The sequence below is a fragment of the Synechococcus sp. R65.1 genome (assembly GCF_047461755.1).
GTDB lineage: Bacteria > Cyanobacteriota > Cyanobacteriia > Thermostichales > Thermostichaceae > Thermostichus.
The window spans coordinates 50,525-66,003 of record NZ_JANSHU010000009.1; the positions used below are offsets into that span (position 1 = coordinate 50,525).

15 protein-coding genes and 1 tRNA gene are annotated in these 15,479 nt (G+C 61.4%); 12 read left to right on the top strand and 4 right to left on the bottom strand.

The genetic code is table 11. The features are described from left to right. Window positions 1-160: 160 nt before the first annotated feature. The 4 genes from NW814_RS05815 (at window position 161) to NW814_RS05830 (ending at window position 2,611) form a co-directional block, all read left to right on the top strand. Window positions 161-436 carry a hypothetical protein gene (locus NW814_RS05815; protein WP_414405549.1) on the top strand — a complete coding sequence of 92 codons (276 nt, stop codon included), beginning with the start codon at window positions 161-163 and terminating at the stop codon, window positions 434-436. Further along, window positions 430-921 (top strand): hypothetical protein, encoded by a 492-nt coding sequence (locus tag NW814_RS05820; protein ID WP_414405550.1) that lies wholly within the window; start codon window positions 430-432, stop codon window positions 919-921. The genes NW814_RS05815 and NW814_RS05820 overlap by 7 nt, the downstream gene beginning before the upstream one ends. 83 nt (window positions 922-1,004) lie before the next feature. Next, entirely contained in the window at window positions 1,005-1,415 is a 411-nt protein-coding gene (locus NW814_RS05825; RefSeq protein WP_414393531.1) for a PH domain-containing protein, read from the top strand. Window positions 1,416-1,417: 2 nt separating this feature from the next. Further along, window positions 1,418-2,611 carry a glycosyltransferase gene (locus NW814_RS05830; RefSeq protein ID WP_414405551.1) on the top strand — a complete coding sequence of 398 codons (1,194 nt, stop codon included), beginning with the start codon at window positions 1,418-1,420 and terminating at the stop codon, window positions 2,609-2,611. Here NW814_RS05830 and NW814_RS05835 read toward each other — a convergent pair. Beyond that, entirely contained in the window at window positions 2,605-4,089 is a 1,485-nt protein-coding gene (locus tag NW814_RS05835; protein WP_414405552.1) for a hypothetical protein, read from the bottom strand. The two genes, NW814_RS05830 and NW814_RS05835, sit on opposite strands and share 7 nt — an antisense overlap. Before the next feature lie 168 nt (window positions 4,090-4,257). Between NW814_RS05835 and NW814_RS05840 the strand changes: the two genes are divergently transcribed. Continuing rightward, window positions 4,258-4,668: a hypothetical protein gene (locus NW814_RS05840; RefSeq protein ID WP_414393537.1), complete on the top strand. Its 411-nt coding sequence runs from the start codon at window positions 4,258-4,260 to the stop codon at window positions 4,666-4,668. 18 nt (window positions 4,669-4,686) lie between these two features. On the opposite strand, the gene ssuE is transcribed toward NW814_RS05840, so the two are convergent. Then, window positions 4,687-5,232: an NADPH-dependent FMN reductase gene (gene ssuE / locus NW814_RS05845; RefSeq protein WP_414405553.1), complete on the bottom strand. Its 546-nt coding sequence runs from the start codon at window positions 5,230-5,232 to the stop codon at window positions 4,687-4,689. A 78-nt stretch (window positions 5,233-5,310) separates the two neighbouring features. On the opposite strand from ssuE, the gene NW814_RS05850 reads away from it, so the two are divergent. From NW814_RS05850 to NW814_RS05865, 4 genes are all read left to right on the top strand, one after another. Further along, window positions 5,311-5,382 (top strand) — tRNA-Gly (locus NW814_RS05850). Between the two features lie 225 nt (window positions 5,383-5,607). Next, a complete protein-coding gene (locus NW814_RS05855; protein ID WP_414405554.1) occupies window positions 5,608-5,949 on the top strand; it encodes a hypothetical protein in 342 nt (113 codons plus the stop codon). Window positions 5,950-6,077: 128 nt separating this feature from the next. Then, entirely contained in the window at window positions 6,078-7,964 is a 1,887-nt protein-coding gene (locus NW814_RS05860; RefSeq protein ID WP_414405555.1) for a BamA/TamA family outer membrane protein, read from the top strand. Between the two features lie 45 nt (window positions 7,965-8,009). After that, on the top strand, window positions 8,010-8,351 hold the full coding sequence (locus NW814_RS05865) for a hypothetical protein (RefSeq protein WP_414405556.1): 342 nt from the start codon (window positions 8,010-8,012) through the stop codon (window positions 8,349-8,351). On the opposite strand, the gene NW814_RS05870 is transcribed toward NW814_RS05865, so the two are convergent. Further along, window positions 8,348-9,430 carry an Mrp/NBP35 family ATP-binding protein gene (locus NW814_RS05870; RefSeq protein WP_414405557.1) on the bottom strand — a complete coding sequence of 361 codons (1,083 nt, stop codon included), beginning with the start codon at window positions 9,428-9,430 and terminating at the stop codon, window positions 8,348-8,350. The genes NW814_RS05865 and NW814_RS05870 overlap by 4 nt on opposite strands. A gap of 147 nt (window positions 9,431-9,577) precedes the next feature. Here NW814_RS05870 and NW814_RS05875 point away from each other — a divergent pair, with 147 nt between their 5' ends. From NW814_RS05875 to NW814_RS05885, 3 genes are read left to right on the top strand one after another with little or no spacing between them, the layout of a single operon-like run. Next, window positions 9,578-10,135 (top strand): N-acetyltransferase family protein, encoded by a 558-nt coding sequence (locus tag NW814_RS05875; RefSeq protein ID WP_414405558.1) that lies wholly within the window; start codon window positions 9,578-9,580, stop codon window positions 10,133-10,135. Window positions 10,136-10,177: 42 nt separating this feature from the next. Then, window positions 10,178-11,518, top strand: a complete 1,341-nt coding sequence (locus tag NW814_RS05880; RefSeq protein WP_414405559.1) for a competence/damage-inducible protein A — start codon at window positions 10,178-10,180, stop codon at window positions 11,516-11,518. After that, window positions 11,515-13,584: a M48 family metalloprotease gene (locus NW814_RS05885; RefSeq protein WP_414405560.1), complete on the top strand. Its 2,070-nt coding sequence runs from the start codon at window positions 11,515-11,517 to the stop codon at window positions 13,582-13,584. The genes NW814_RS05880 and NW814_RS05885 overlap by 4 nt, the downstream gene beginning before the upstream one ends. Here the strand turns inward: NW814_RS05885 and typA are convergent. Continuing rightward, window positions 13,581-15,398: a translational GTPase TypA gene (gene typA, locus NW814_RS05890; RefSeq protein ID WP_414405561.1), complete on the bottom strand. Its 1,818-nt coding sequence runs from the start codon at window positions 15,396-15,398 to the stop codon at window positions 13,581-13,583. The two genes, NW814_RS05885 and typA, sit on opposite strands and share 4 nt — an antisense overlap. Between the last annotated feature and the right edge of the window lie 81 nt (window positions 15,399-15,479).

Genomic DNA, 15,479 nt, shown 5'->3' on the forward strand with positions numbered 1-15,479 from the left:
GGAGGCAACATCGATTCAAAACTCAAGCCTAGAGTTTGTAGGATCGAAGTTTGCTCTACTACTAGTTTCCCTTAGCCTAGGCAAGGTAGGCCCACTAGGCGCTGACAGGAAACAACTGGATCCAGCTCTCCTAGTCTCCTAGCCCCTCCTCAAGCCGAGCTTGTCCCTGCTTCCTCCGCAGGTGCGCCTTGGCCTAAAGCTGCTGATGGTGCTGAGGATCTCGAGGGTCGTGGCCCTCCTCCCTTTGCAGGTGGGAGAGCTAAAACCGGCACTGCAGGAGGCCTGCCCAGGCTGTGGCCTCTCCCAGCACGATGGGGATGCCCAGTTTTGTAAGCGCTGGGGCACGGCGCTCTCCTCTCAGGCCGCTGGCCCATCTCCCCGTTGGGGGCAAAGCCAGGATAGGCTAGGACGGGATCCAGAGAACCTGCAATGTTAGCCATCCCTGGCAAGCTCAATGTAAAGGCAGGAGTGGTGATGCTGCTGGCAGCCATCGTCCTGGGCCTCATCCTCAGCCAAGTGCAGCCGTTGCCGCTGGCTCCGCCGGAGGCGTCAGGGATCCCTGCCCGGCCCCTCTCCTGGCAGGAGGTGCCCAAACAAAAGTACGCCTGGCACATTTGCTACGCCTTTTTGGGCAACATGGGGCTAGTCAACATTGGCGGCGGACTGGCCCTGGTGGCGCTGGGATCCCGCTTTACGGCTGGGCGACTGCTTTCCCAAATTCTCCTCTTGGGGGGAATGCTGCACCCTGCTTCTTGGGCCTTGGTGGCTCTGACGGGATTGGAGGGGTGGAATTGGCTGGGCAATATTGGGGCAGCCGCCGTGGCGCTGGTCGTGGCAACCCTGTTTGTTCACCTGCTCTGGGCCACCTACTGCTCAGGGCAAGCCCTTCAACGGCAAACCCGATCCCGCCTCTCCCGCTAACTTGCCCGGCAGTTGGGGAAAGCTGAGAAACTGTTTAAGATTGCTTTTAGAATCGTCCCTGTTAACACTCAACTAGGCTAGGCATGGCTATCAAAGAGGAGGTTTTCTTCGAAGGCGGGCCTCATATAGGCGATCTAGTGCTGAACTCCTTTATCGGCCTTACCGTTGTTGGCTTGCCTCTATTTGTGGGGGCGCTGGTGCGCAGGCTGTGGGTTCACTACCGGATTACCAATCGCCGCATTACCGTCATTGGCGGCTGGGGGGGCAAGGAGCGCTCTGATGTCATTTACAAAGAAATTGCCAAGGTGGTAACGGTGCCACGGGGCCTGGGCACATGGGGCGATATGGTGCTCACCCTTAAAGATGGCAGCCGCCTAGAGATGCGGGCAGTGCCGCGCTTCCGGGAGATCTACGCCTACATCAGCGAGCGGCTGGACGAAAAAGCCAGACAGGTCAGCGGGCCCATTGGCAAAAGGCCTCCCGCCGCCTCCTAACCATGCCTACTGAGGATCCCGCTTGGCCACAGCGCCTAGCGTTGGTGCATGAGTACCTCATCTGGCCGGGGGGATCGGAAAAGGTTTTGCAGGAGCTATTGGCCTTTGCCCCGCAAGCCCCTCTCTACGTCAGCCTCTTCTGGGCGCACACGCTGCCGCCGAGCTGGCGGGAGCGTCCAGTCTACACCTCATTTTTGCAAAGCTGGGCCAAGGGGCTAGGGGTGTTGCGCCGCAACTACCATGGGCGCCTTAAGTACCTGCTGCCCTGGATGCCCTTGGCCTATGAGAGCTTCGATTTCTCCGCCTATGACTGCGTCATCTCCAGCAGCCATGCTTTCGCCAAAGGGATCCTGACAGGGCCTTCCACCCTGCACCTAAGCTACATCCACAGCCCGCCCCGCTACCTCTGGGAGAACCAGGAGCTCTATCTTGAGCGAGAGGGGTTGACAGGAATCCGCCCCCTTGCCGCCCTCAGCCGGTGGCTGATGCACCACCTGCGCCAGTGGGATTTTGTAGCAGCCCAGCGACCAGATCTCTTGATTGCCAACTCGCAGCACATCCGCAGGCGCATTGCCAAGCTCTACCGCCGCGAGGCCGTGGTTATCTATCCGCCGGTGCCGCTCCAGGGGTTTGAGCCGGTGGCCACTCCCACAGCCGACTACGACCTGGTGGTGGGCCGGCTAGTGCCCTACAAGCGGGTGGATTTGGCCATTGCTGCCTGCAAGCAACTGGGCCGCCGTCTGGTGGTGGTGGGGGAAGGGCCGGAGCTGCCGCGGCTAAAGCAACTGGCGGGGCCACAGGTGGAGTTTTTGCCTCACCAGCCTCTAGAGCGTCTCCAGAAACTGCTGGCCCATTGCCGGCTGCTGCTAGTTCCCTGGGAGGAAGATTTTGGCCTGGTGGCAGTAGAGGCCCAAGCGTGTGGTCGACCTGTCGTTGCCCTCAACCGAGGGGGCACTCGCGAGACCGTCCGCCACGGCCAGACTGGGATCCTCATCCCTGAAGCCAGTGTGGAAGCCCTGGTGGAAGGGCTGCGCCAAGCGGATCGCCGGGAATGGGATCCGCAGCAGATTCGCGCCCATGCTCTGCAGTTTGCGCCGGAGCGGTTTCATGCTCAACTGGGATCCCTGCTGCGCTGGGCCTGGCCTCGTTTTCAAGCTGGGGAGCCGCTGGATCCAAGAGGCTGGAGCGCTCAGTAGAGCCGTCGCTGCACAAAAGTTGGCAACTCGATGCGGCTGCGCTCACCACCTTCTCCGCTGCCGCGGCCAGTGGCCAAGAGAGAGCGCTTCAGCAGCCTCTCTGTCCGATCCTCCCCTTCCTTGAGGGTAAGGGGTGGGATCCCGCCGACGGGCGTTCTCTCCCTGGGGGACTCACCGCTGGTGGAGACGGCGGCCACCTCCGGGGAGGGAGCAGGCTGGGCAGGGAGGGCTTGCAGCCGTTCCTGATGGCGCCAGCAATGCGCAGCCCCAGTTGGATGGCTCGACCTGAGCTCGACCCCTGCCCGGCTTGGAGCTGACTGGCGCAGGGCAGCCAGTTGCTCCTCCAGCTCCCGGTTGCGCTGCTGCAACAGAGCCACCTCCTTTTCTTGCGCCTGCGCGTAGGCTTGAATTTGCGCACACTTAGCTTGTAGGGCCGCCACCTGCTGCTGCAGCTTCTCAATCTCTTTTTGGCCGAGTAGATAGCGGGCCTCCGCCACCTCCCGCGCCCGCTGGGCTTCTTCCAGCTTTTCCTGCGCCGGTCGCTGGGCCAGCTCTTGGAGGAGGTGATCCCGCTCAGCCCGCAGGGTGTCCACCTCACGGGAGAGAGCCTGCACCTGCTCCTCCAGGGCAAGATCTCTACCGCTGCCGGGTTCAGCTGGCGGCTGTTCAGAGCGCAGAGCCTGTAGCTGGGCCTCCAGTTGGGCAATTTGCTGAGCCTGCTCTGCCTGTTGCTGCCGGCTCTGCTGCAGTTCTTCCAGCAAGCTAGCCCGCTCCGCCTTGGCAAAGGAGGCCTGCTGGCGCAGATACTCCAACTGGCGAAGCTGTTGCCAGGCCTTGTTCAGCTCAGCCTCGAGGTGGGCTTTTTCGCTCTCTAGCTGCGTCTTCAGGCTTTGCCATTCTGCCTCGGCCTGGCGGTGGGCAGCTTCCAGCTCCGCCCGCTGGGTTTCCAACTCCCGCACCTGCGCCTGCAACTGCTCCTTTTCTTTCTCCAGCTCCTGGATGCGGAGCTGGAATTGGGCTTGCAAAAGCTGCACCTGGGGCAACTTGGCGGCGTACTCCCCCAGCTGGTTGGCTTGCTGTTTTAGCTCCCAGAGCTCCTGCTGCAGTTGATAGAACCGAGCTGGCTCGATGCGCCGCTGCAATTCTGCCTTGAGGGTTTCGATTTCCGCTTGGCTGGTTTGCAACTGCTGCTGCAGGAGCTGGTAGTGCTCTAGAGTGGGGCGACGCTCCATCTCCCAGAGGAGATTTTGGAGCTCCTCAATGTGCTGCTGCTGTTGCTGAAAAGCTTCCAGGGTAGGACGTTGTTCCAGCCGAGCCTTCTCTTCTTGACACGCTTGCAACGCTCGCTCTTGATCCTGCAGTTGCCGTTCCAGGCGCTGGATACACTCAATCTGCTGCAGCGACAGCGCCTCTGACTCGGCCACGGCCCGCTCCAAGTCGCGCACGCGCGCCCGCAAGGTTTCTAGTTCCCCTTCCATAGCCGGGCTGCTCGAGAGGTTATGGGCCCTACTGTAGCAGATGCCATGGGGGAAGATCCAGTGCAACCACCACATATAGCGTAAAAACTTTTGGGTTCTCGAGAACTGGCGCTAGAGATGTCCAGCTTGCCGCCTATACTGGGAGAGGGATTTTCAGGGGAAAGTCCAGTGGGATCCAAACTTTGGCAACTGACGTTGGCCCTGCTGGGAGTAGCCGTAGGGGGTTGCAGCAGCGCAGCTCTGGCTCCTAGCACCCCCCTGCCACCGCTAATCCTTAGCAGCGACATTCCTTCCGTAATTAGTCGAAGCGGATTTTTGGAGGTGGGGGTTGCGGTGTCAGTGCCGGGGCGGCTCCCGGCAGAGCTGGCGTTTCAGCTCTCGTGGTCCGGGATCGAGGTGCAAACCCTCTCGGCAGCCCAGGTAAACTGTGTTGCTGGCGAGGTATCCTGCACCACTCGCTTCCGGCTCCGCCCGCCTTCGAATCTAGCGCCCGGCTCGTACCTGCTCAGTTTGCGGGTCTTCGACCGGCTGGGACAAAGTACTGCTGTGAGCAAACCGGTGCTGCTGCGCGATTCCTAGGAGGGTCGGGACTGGCCTTTACTGCACTGCCTGGGCAAGGGCCTGGATCCCCGCCTGCAGGCGTTCGGCAATCTCATCTTCCAGCCGCAGGGTGCCGTCGGCCTCAAACTGAATCTGCGAGCTGAGGATGTAGATCCCTTTCAAAATGTGGGTTGCGCCCATCACAGCCAGCACTGGCTTCATGGCAAAGTCGATGGCCAGTAGGTGGGCCAGCGTTCCGCCAGTGGCGATGGGGAGAATCACTTTGCCGACAAAGGCATCCTGATCCAGTAAGTCCAGTAGCGCCTTGAACACGCCGGGATAGGAAGCCTTGTACACAGGAGCCGAGAGGACGATCCCAGCGGCTTGGGCCACCTTCTCTTGGATCTGCTTTAGGTGAGGGCTCTCAAAGTTAACCCGCACCAGGTCCTCCGGCGGCAAATCCCGCACCGAAGCAAACTCGCTGCTTAGCCCCAACTGGGATAGGATCCCGGCAACGTAGTGCAAAATTGCTTCCGACCGCGGCGGTGGACCAGCAGACTCTCGAGGACCAGGGCTACCGGAGAGCAGAAGGATAGAGGGCATCGGCCAAAGGCAGAACGCTGCTTCTGTTGTACCAGGGATCCCGTCCAGAAAGTGCTAGTATAGTGTCTAGTGTTAACTGCGGGCGTAGTTCAGCGGTAGAACGCCAGCTTCCCAAGCTGGATGTCGTGAGTTCGAGTCTCATCGCCCGCTTCTTGAGAGCAACAAGCAGACTCCTTTGCTTCTCCCCTGGGTCTGAGGCGGTGTTTGCTCAGGTAAAGACTCTGTCCTGCTGGCGCAAGCAGGATGAAAAGTCCGCCTTTTAGGGCGAATAAGTTTGCCCTGAGGCGCAGCCTTTTTTGCGGCAAGGGAGGAGAGCCTTTTCGGCGGGACAAGCTAAGGTGCTAGCATCCCGCTTCTAGGGGGAGAACATTGAGGATGCTGGCCAAGCTCTTCCCTGCGGTAGCAGCTCTGTTCTGCCTAGGTCTAGCTCCAACCGCCCTGGCCCAGACCTTCTCTGCCCAGCAGACGGTGCTCCTCGACAGCAAACAGAACAGCGCCACCCCTTTCCAAAGCAATGTCCTGCAAAACCTCGTCTTCGTCGTGCCCAATCCCCCAATGCGGCCCTTCGCTAGCAGGTGGGGTTGGCACAGCAGCCCCTTACCGCCCCCTGCTCCCATCACAATTCTAATTCTCAACTCCCAAGCCAACCTGTCCGCCGAGCAGGTCGAGTCCCAGAGCTGTGGCCAGCGCTGCCAGGGATCCCTGCGCCTGCCCTAAGGAAAAAGCTGACCAAGTCCGCAGTCCGGCCCGCGGCAAGGCTCGGATCCACTAGGGAGGGAGTTGATATAATTCAGGCCAATTGTTCACGGCTGGGCGGAATCTTTTTCTCTTTAGGGGTGTGAGGGATGAGGAACCGTTCCAGGCAACTCGGGCTCCAGCTTACTGCCGCGCTCACTTGGGGGATGAGCCTGCTGGCGGGAACTGCAGCTTGGGCGCAACCCCAGCCGGGCACCCTGGATCTGCACACCGGTGGCACCACGCCCACCCCACCCTCCCCCACCCCTACCCCCGCTGCCAGCGAGCCAGAAGTTTTGGTGGCAGAGGTGGTGGTTGAAGGAACCGATGACCCAGAGTTGATCGAGCAGGTTTACAAAGTCATTCGCACCCGCGCCGGCGAGGTCTCCACTCGATCCCAGTTGCGGGAAGACATCAACGCCGTGTTTGCCACCGGTTTCTTTGCCGATGTGCGGGCTGTGCCCTCCGATACCCCCCTGGGAGTGCGGGTTACCTTTGAGGTCAAGCCCAACCCCGTCCTCAAAGCCGTGCGCACAGAAGGGACAAAAGTGTTGGATCTGGAGGTGCTCCGGAAGGCTTTTGCTGAGCAAGAAGGACGGGTGCTCAACTTTGGCAAACTGCAGGCGGCAGTGGAGGAGATCGAGCAATGGTACGCCGACAAAGGCTACGTGCTAGCCAAAGTTATTGATGTACGCACTTCCGAAGACGGCACCCTCACCCTGGAAATTGCTGAAGGGGAGATCGAGGACATTCGCGTGCAGGGCAACACCAAAACCCGCGACTTCATCATCACCCGCGAGCTCAAGACCAAGCCGGGGGATGTGTTTAACCGCAACCAGATCCAGGAAGATCTGCAGGCGGTTTTCAACCTTAACCTCTTTCAGGACGTGAATGTGGGCCTCAACCCTGGGCGGGATCCCGACAAAGTCGTGGTGGTGGTGAATGTGGAAGAGCGGCGCACCGGCACTTTGAGCGGGACCCTTGGCGTCAGCTCGGCCACAGGGGTCTTTGCCGGTCTCAGCGTCTCGGAAGAAAACTTGGGCGGCAACAACCAAAAGGCCAGCTTCAATGTGCAGGTGGGCACCAACGAAACTCTGTTCGACCTCAACTTCACCGACCCGCGCATTGCCACGCTGGAGATCCCCACCTCCTACAGTGTCAACATCTCCAACCAGCAGAGCTCCAGCTTTGTTTTCAACGAGGGATTGACTCTGCCCAACGGGGATCCCGTGCGCATCAACCGGCTGGGCGGCAGCATCACCTTCTCGCGCCCCCTTGGAGGGAATTGGCGGGCCAGCTTGGGTGCCCGCGTCCAATTTGTGGAAGCCCGCAACAGCAAAGGCGAGCAGGAGCGCTTTGATGTGCTGGGCAACCCGATTACCTTCAGCGCAAGCGGCCAAGACAGCTATACCAGCCTGCGGTTGGGCCTCATCCACGACACTCGCGACAACCTCAACACCCCCAGCCAGGGATCCGTCTTTCGCCTCTTCACCGAGCAGTCGGTACGTCTGTTCCAGAACGGCCTGAACGCCAACCGCCTCGAGGCCAGCTACAGTCAGTTCATTCCCGTCAAGCTCTTTGAAACGCGCAGCGAGCGGCCGCAAGTGCTGGCTTTTGACGTGCGGGCGGGCACTACCCTTGGCGACTTGGCTCCCTACGACGCTTTCCCTATTGGCGGAGGCAACTCGGTGCGGGGATTTTTCGAGGGCGGCATCGGCTCCGGCCGCAGCTTTGCCACTGCGACGGCGGAATTGCGCTTTCCCCTTTTCGACCCGGTGGGGGTAGTGGTTTTTGCCGACTACGGCACCGATCTGGGCAGCGGCGCGGCGGTCATCGGCAATCCGGCGGCGGTGCGCAACAAGCCCGGCAGTGGCCTAGGGCTGGGGGCTGGTATCCGCATCCAATCTCCCCTGGGGCCGCTGCGGATCGACTACGCCGTTGGGCAAGGAGAGGCCGGCCGGGCTCAACTGCACTTTGGCATCGGGGAGAAGTTCTAGCTAAAGGCTTGCTATGGTGGGAGCAGCACTTGTGGGGAAAAATCCATGCGCGGCTCCTTAGTTCTCTTGCTCTGCCTCAGCCTAGCCCTAGGTGGGTGTAGCCAGTTGGCACGGCTAGGCCTTGGCATCACCCCCATTGCCCAGATTGAGCAGGATCCCTCCCGCTACGCCAATGTCTACGTCCGTGGCCGGGTGGTCAACCAGATAGGGGTGTTCGGCCAGGGTGTGTACGAGATCCAAGACCACAGCGGCTCCCTCTGGGTCCTCACGGACAAGGGGCTGCCAGCTATGAACAGCACCATAACTGTGCGCGGCAAGGCCCAGGAAGGGATCCTGTTGGCAGGGCGCCGCTTTGGCGTGTCGCTGGTAGAAGTCGAGCGCTTCTAGCCGGCCCCGAGAGCTACCATGGAGACTCGGCCCGCCAAGGCTTTGGCAATCTGCTGGAGCGCCTGGGCCGAGGCAGACTTGGGCTTGTCAACAACAATAGGCTTGCCCGCATCTCCACCCTGGCGCAGAGCAATCTCCAACGGGATTCGTCCTAGCAGCGGAACCCCCAGCTCGCGGGCGGTGGTCTCTCCCCCTGCCGAGCCAAAGATATCGTACTGGCGATCCGGTAGGTCGGGGGGAATGAAGTAGCTCATGTTCTCCACAATGCCGAGGATGGGCACCCCCAGTTGCCGGAACATGTTCAAGCCCTTGCGGCTGTCGAGGAGGGCCACCGACTGGGGGGTGGTGACGATGACAGCGCCCGCTAGCGGCACCGCTTGGGCCAAAGTCAACTGGGCATCGCCAGTGCCGGGGGGCATGTCCACGAGGAGATAGTCCAACTCGCCCCACTGCACCTGGTAGAGAAACTGCCGGATGACGCCGTTGAGCATTGGCCCCCGCCAGATTACTGGCTGATCCCGTCCCACTAGGAGGCCCATCGACACCATCTTGACGCCGTAGTTTTCCAGGGGAAGGATCTCTTCGCTGCCGTCTTCCCGCTTGCGCACCCCTAGAGACCGATCCTGCAGCCCCAGCATCAGCGGCACATTGGGGCCGTAGATATCCGCATCCAGCAGCCCCACCTGCGCTCCGCTCTGGGCAAGGGCGACAGCTACATTGACCGCTACCGAGGTTTTGCCCACCCCTCCCTTGCCGCTGGAGATGGCGATGATGTTGCGCACGCCTGGGATGGGCTGCCGATTGGGCAGAGAGGGCGAGCGGGGGGTTTCTGCCGTAACGGTAACCTCGATGGTTTCAACGGGAGCCAGGCGGCGGATAGCAGCCTTGCACTCCTCGACGAGGAACTCCCGCAAGGGGCAGGCTGGTGTTGTCAGCACCAGGGTAAAGGCCACCCGCTCCGGCTCGACGCGGATATCCCGGATCATGTTCAGTTCCACCAGGCTGCGGCGTAGCTCCGGATCTTGAACCGGGCGCAAGGCTTCAAGGATAGCAGCAGCATCAAGGGTGGAGGTCGTCATGGGAGCTGAGGAGGTTGCTTCATATTCTTCACTCTAATCGGTTTTTCCAGCTCTTCTCGGCTAGCCCTCGGCCAACTGGCTGACCCAGGTCAGTTCTAGCTGTAGTCTGTTCTCGTGCCGGTATCTCAAGTTGTGAGGCTAGAAGGTATGGAAATCCGCCCTGCCAGGCCTGAAGATGCGCCCGCTTTGTTTAACCTCATCTGCGCCCTAGCCGAGTACGAGAAGCTGAGCCACTTGGTAACGGGATCCGCTGATCTATTGCGGCACCATTTGTTTGGCCCCGAAGCCTTTGCCTCGGCGTTGTTGGCAGAAGTGGAGGGGCAAGCGGTGGGGTTTGCTCTTTACTTTCGTCATTTTTCCACCTTCCTCACCCGGCCCGGACTCTACCTGGAAGATCTGTTTGTGCTGCCCGAATTCCGCGGCAGGGGCATCGGCAAGGCGCTCTTGGCACGGGTGGCTCAGGAGGCGGTGGCCAAAGGATACGGGCGGCTGGAGTGGATGGTTTTGGACTGGAACCAGCCGGCAATGGAGTTCTATCGGCGCTTGGGTGCCAAACAGCACCCTGAGTGGATTCTCCACCGTCTCAGCGGCTCTGACCTGGAAGCGCTCGCCCAGGCAGCTGCGCCCCCTCTCCCTTCTGCTGGGGGATCAATTTACCGGATCCCTGAGTCCAAGGGAGGCCAAGACTTCTATACTTGCGGCTGAGCTGTTTGCGTCAGCGGGCTGAAGCCCTTGGTTAAACAGAACATGAGTTCACCCCAAACCCTCACCCCCCAAGGGGCCGAAATCCTCTGTGTTGGCACCGAGTTGCTTTTGGGAGAGATTGCCAACACCAACGCCCAATATCTGGCAGCCGAGCTGGCCAAGCTCGGGATCCCGCACTACTACCAAACGGTGGTGGGGGATAACGAAACCCGCATCCACCAGGCCCTGGAGGTGGCCTGCCAGCGCTCCAGCCTGCTGTTAATCACAGGAGGCCTGGGGCCAACCCCGGATGATCTGACCCATGCGGCGCTGGCTTCCTTTTTTGGAGTGGAGATGGTGGAGCACCCCCAGCTCTGGGAGGAGATTCTGCGAAAATACGGCCAGCGCGGCCTTGTGCCCTCGCCTAGCAACCGCAAGCAGGCCTTTCTGCCCCGGGGAGCCGCCATCCTGCCCAACCCCCTCGGCAGCGCCTGTGGCCTCATTTGGCAGCCCCGCCCCAACCTGCATGTTCTCACCTTTCCCGGCGTGCCGCAGGAGATGCAGCGCATGTGGCAGGAGACGGCTGTACCCTATTTGCGCTCCCTCGGCTGGGGCAAGGAGGTCTTCTACAGCCGCGTGCTGCGCTACTGGGGCATCCCCGAATCGACCTTGGCCGAGCGGGTGGCCCCCTGGCTGGCCGGGGAAAATCCCACGGTCGCTCCCTACGCCAGCCAAGGGGAGGTGCGCCTGCGAGTTACTGGACGCGCTCCCACGCGCGAGGCGGCGGAGGCCCTGATTGCTCCAGTGGTGGAGCAGATTTTGCAGATTTCTGGAGAAGACTACTTTGGCAGCGATGAGGCCACCTTGGCCAGCGTGGTGGGGGAGCTGCTCCTGCAGCGGCGGCAGACCCTGGCGGTAGCCGAATCCTGCACCGGCGGGCTACTGGGGCAGTTGGTAACCGGGATCCCAGGCAGCTCGCGCTATTTCCTGGGCGGCATCGTTGCCTACGACAACCGCTTCAAGGAGCAGCTTTTGCGGGTAGATCCCAAGACGCTGCAGCAGCATGGAGCAGTTAGTGAGCCGGTAGCTGCCCAGATGGCCCTGGGGGCCAAGCAGGTTTTTGGCTCCGACTGGGCCCTGAGCATTACTGGCATTGCCGGCCCGGAGGGGGGCACTGCTGCCAAGCCGGTTGGCTTGGTCTATCTGGGCTTAGCTTACCCGGAGGGGAAAGTGGAAGTGTTGGAGTACCGCTTGGGTAGCCTGCGCGGCCGAGAGGGCGTGCGCTGGTGGAGCGCCCAAGCGGCGCTGGACTGTCTGCGGCGGCGCTTGCTCCGCTACCCCCTTTCGGGGGGATCCCCAGAGCCTAAGCTAGAGGAGCAGGCAGATCTCGGAGCAGGCCGATGAACCCCGCGGAGGCGGGCAAGGAGGCCCTACGGCAGGGCCGCTTTCAAGAAGCTATCCAACTTCTTGAGGACTATTTGGCCCAGGTTCATCACGGGGGCCAGGGAGGGGGGATCCCAGCAAGTAGGCAAGTCCTGGAAGCCCAGATGAATTTGGTGCGGGCCTACCATCAGCTAGGCCAAGCAGAGAAGGCGCGGGCGCTTTGTCTAAAACTGCTGCAGCATCCGGATCCTCAGGCGCGAGACTGGGCCCAAAAAATCCTGTCCCGTCTGCCCCAAACGGCGGAAAAACCCGCTGCTTCCCCCTCCTCCAGCCGCCAACGGGCCAGTCAAGTAGGCTTAAGGATCCCCTTGCCGGCGGAGGCCGGTTCTCTAGGATGGGCCAAGTGGGGATCCCTGGCTGTGGGCCTCCTCTTCCTCTGGTGGCTGAGTTTTGGGCTGGTGGGCAGCCACCTGGATTTTGGGCGGCTGAGTTTTCCGCGGCAGCTTTGGTTTTTGCAGGGGTTGCTGCCCTGGCTGCGCAACGGCTTACGCTGGCTGGTGGCTGGCAGCCTGGCGGTTAACTTTGGCGTAGGCCTGCTCTTTTTTGCCCCCTGGCTCCTGGATCACCTGCACCAGCGGCTGCACAGGTTGCGCTGGGCCAGCCTGAGAGAACTCGAGCGCCACAGCCCCGAGGCAGCTCGCCTGCTGCAGCGCCTCTGCGCCCAGAAGCACCTCAAACTGCCGCGCCTGGGGGTGATTCCAGAAGGGGGACCACTGGCCTTTGTCTACGGCACTTTTCCCGATGGCGGCCGCATCGTGGTCACCCAGGCCCTCTTGCAGCAGCTTGCCCCTGATGAGATTGCCGCCGTCTACGCCCAGGCCCTGGGGCGGATCGTTAACGGCGACATCCTGGTCATGACCCTGCTGGGATCCCCCCTGCAGTTGGTTTACCTAGCCCTGGAGCAAGTAAGCCACCTGGGGAGCCAACGGCGGGATCTCATTGGACACGCGGCTCCCCTGCTCTACCTGATCTACACGGTGCTTTCCTACCCCCTGTTTTTCCTCTCCCGCCTGGGCACCTACCACGCCGATCACTTCGCGGTCGAGGCCACGGGCAACCCCAACGGGCTAATGGCCGCTCTGCTCAAGTCGGCTGCTGGCCTGCAGGAGGCTCACAAAAACGACCGCCGCCCCTCCTCGCTGTTGCACTGCACCCGCCTCTTTAGCCTCCTGGACTTCAAAACTACCGCTGCCGCCAGTGCCGCTGTCCGCTTGCAGGATCCCGCCCAAGCCAGCCAGGTCTTCCGCTGGGAGCAGCTCAACCCCTGGGCCCGTTGGATGCAGCTCAATTCCAGCCATCCCCTGCTGGGACAGCGCTTTCAGGTTTTGGGGGAATACGCGCAGCGGCTGCGCCTTTTGCCGGAGCTAAGCCTAGTCAAGCCAAAGGAGGGAGGGGCTCTTCAAAAGGCTCGCTTCTGGGCGGATCTGGCTATCTACGCTGCCGAAGTGGTCGGCATGGTTATGGGCTGGCTGGTGGGGCTAATCCTCTACCTAGGGCTGCAAGATCGCCTTGATCCCAAGATCATTGCCGCGGCTGCGGTGGTGGGCTATGGGATGGGCCTGTGGGCCAAGGCAGGGCTCATGTACCGAGGACCTCTGTTGCCCCAGCCCACTGCAGTGCTCGGCTTGCTGGCTGATCCGGACGCGGATCCCTGCCGCAGTCAGCCGGTGGAGCTGGAAGGCGAGCTGCTGGGATTGGGACCAACTGGCTATCAACTGGGAGCAGAGCTCAAGCTCCAGGATGCCACCGGCCTGATCCCCCTGCGCTTCACCTCTCCCCTGGGACCGCTGGGCAATGTCTTTTCCGGCCTAAAGCCCCTCCGCGCCCTCATGGGCCGGCAGGTCAAGGTGGTGGGCTGGTTCCGCCGCGGCAACACCGCCTGGGTGGATCTGGCCTATGTCCAGACAGGAGCAACTCGCCTCCACAGCCGTCCCCGCCTGTGGCTGCTGCTCCTTGGCCTGGGGTTTGTCCTCCTCGGCCTTTGGGGGGCCTTCTATTTCCCCAACCTGCGCTTTTACCTCCGCTAGCGGCGAGAGGGCACTAACTGGGCCTTGCGCAGTCGCACCGACTGGGGGGTGACCTCCACCAGCTCGTCCTCACCAATGTATTCCAGGGCTCGCTCCAGAGTCATCTCCACCGGCGCCTGTAGCTGCACCAGCTCTTCTCCCGTTGAGGCGCGATGGTTGGTTAGGTGTTTGGTCTTGCAGACGTTTAGCTCCAGATCCTGGGGTCGGTTGTGCTCACCCACAATCATGCCCTTGTAAACGCGGGTGCCCGGCTTAATGAAGAACACGCCGCGGTCCTCCGCATTCTTCAGGGCATAGGTGGTGGCCACTCCCTCTTCAAAGGCAATGAGCACGCCGTTGCGGCGAGTCTCCAGCCCTGAGGTGAGAGGACGGTACTCCAAAAAGCTATGGCTCATGATCCCTTCGCCGCGGGTGATGCGGACAAACTCGCTGCGAAAGCCAATGAGCCCCCGCGCCGGGATGACGAACTCCAACTGGGCCCGACCGTCCGCGCCCACTCTCATGTTCTGCATCTCTCCCCGCCGCTCTCCCAGCCGTTCGATGCAGGCGCCCACTGCCGCTTCCGGCACATCCAACACCAAAAGCTCATAGGGCTCGTAGGGCTGGCCGTTGACTTCGCGGAAGATCACCTTCGGCTGGCCAACCTGGAACTCGTAGCCCTCCCGCCGCATGGTTTCCAGCAAAATGCCCAGGTGCAGTTCGCCTCGCCCCGACACCAAAAAGCAATCTGGGGACTCGGTCTCCTCCACCCGTAGCGCCACGTTGGTTTCCAGCTCCCGCATCAGGCGCTCCCGCAATTGCCGCGAAGTAACAAAGGTGCCCTCCTGGCCGGCAAAGGGAGAGTCGTTGACGCAGATCCTCACCTGCAGCGTCGGCTCGTCCACCTTGATCAGCGGCAGGGCCTGGGGGTTTTCGGGAGAGGTGAGGGTGTGGCCAATGTGGGCCTCGGCAAACCCCGCCACCGCCACAATATTGCCGGCAGTGGCTTCTGTTAGCTCAATGCGCTCCAGGCCTTGGAAGCCAAACAGCTTGGTTACCTTGCCCTTAGCAATCGACCCGTCTTCTTTGACCACCGCCAACTGATCCCCAACCCGAATGGTGCCGTTGTGGATCTTGCCAATCACAATCCGGCCCAGGTATTCCGAGTGCTCCAGCGTCGTGACTTGCAGTTGCAGCGGCTTGGCGGGATCCCCCACTGGCGGCGGCACGTATTTGAGGATGGCCTCAAAGAGAGGCCTCATGTCGAGAGGGCCGCTGTAGTTGCCTGCAAGGAAAGCTTTGAGGTCAGCTTCTTCCAGGGCAAAACCCCGTAGTCCCGAGGCAAATAGGTAGGGGAAGTCGCACTGGTCTTCGTCAGCGCCTAGCTCCAGAAACAGATCCAACACTTTGTCGATGACCTTGTAGGGCTCGGCCTGAGGCCGATCAATTTTGTTGACCACCACGATTGGGCGCAAGCCCTTCTCCAAGGCCTTACGCAACACAAAGCGGGTCTGAGGCATCGGGCCCTCGTTGGCATCCACAATCAGCAGACAGCCTTCCACCATGCCCAGCACCCGCTCCACCTCCCCGCCAAAGTCGGCGTGGCCGGGAGTATCGACGATGTTGATCAGGGTTTCGCCATAGCGAACGGCGGTGTTCTTTGCCAGGATGGTGATGCCCCGCTCCCGCTCTAGGGCGTTGCAATCCAGCACGCAGGCGGGAATGTCTCCTTCCGCCCGCAGGGCTCCTGCCTGGCGCAACAGGGCATCCACGAGGGTGGTTTTGCCGTGGTCAACGTGGGCAATGATGGCAATGTTGCGGATAGGGATCGGCATAGCCCTCAATCCGTAGAAAAACTTACCCCCAGCCTTTCCTGGGGGTGCCTCTACAACTCTAGCGCAAAGAAGTGTTACATC

What these genes read in the sequence shown, in the direction of transcription:
- NW814_RS05865 (WP_414405556.1), top strand. Translation starts at nt 8,010, where the DNA reads ATGCGCGGCTCCTTAGTTCTCTTGCTCTGCCTCAGCCTAGCCCTAGGT.
- NW814_RS05875 (WP_414405558.1), top strand. Translation starts at nt 9,578, where the DNA reads ATGGAAATCCGCCCTGCCAGGCCTGAAGATGCGCCCGCTTTGTTTAAC.
- NW814_RS05830 (WP_414405551.1), top strand. Translation starts at nt 1,418, where the DNA reads ATGCCTACTGAGGATCCCGCTTGGCCACAGCGCCTAGCGTTGGTGCAT.
- NW814_RS05855 (WP_414405554.1), top strand. Translation starts at nt 5,608, where the DNA reads ATGCTGGCCAAGCTCTTCCCTGCGGTAGCAGCTCTGTTCTGCCTAGGT.
- NW814_RS05880 (WP_414405559.1), top strand. Translation starts at nt 10,178, where the DNA reads ATGAGTTCACCCCAAACCCTCACCCCCCAAGGGGCCGAAATCCTCTGT.
- NW814_RS05820 (WP_414405550.1), top strand. Translation starts at nt 430, where the DNA reads ATGTTAGCCATCCCTGGCAAGCTCAATGTAAAGGCAGGAGTGGTGATG.
- NW814_RS05835 (WP_414405552.1), bottom strand. Translation starts at nt 4,089, where the DNA reads ATGGAAGGGGAACTAGAAACCTTGCGGGCGCGCGTGCGCGACTTGGAG.
- NW814_RS05885 (WP_414405560.1), top strand. Translation starts at nt 11,515, where the DNA reads ATGAACCCCGCGGAGGCGGGCAAGGAGGCCCTACGGCAGGGCCGCTTT.
- typA (WP_414405561.1), bottom strand. Translation starts at nt 15,398, where the DNA reads ATGCCGATCCCTATCCGCAACATTGCCATCATTGCCCACGTTGACCAC.
- NW814_RS05860 (WP_414405555.1), top strand. Translation starts at nt 6,078, where the DNA reads ATGAGGAACCGTTCCAGGCAACTCGGGCTCCAGCTTACTGCCGCGCTC.
- NW814_RS05870 (WP_414405557.1), bottom strand. Translation starts at nt 9,430, where the DNA reads ATGACGACCTCCACCCTTGATGCTGCTGCTATCCTTGAAGCCTTGCGC.
- ssuE (WP_414405553.1), bottom strand. Translation starts at nt 5,232, where the DNA reads ATGCCCTCTATCCTTCTGCTCTCCGGTAGCCCTGGTCCTCGAGAGTCT.
- NW814_RS05825 (WP_414393531.1), top strand. Translation starts at nt 1,005, where the DNA reads ATGGCTATCAAAGAGGAGGTTTTCTTCGAAGGCGGGCCTCATATAGGC.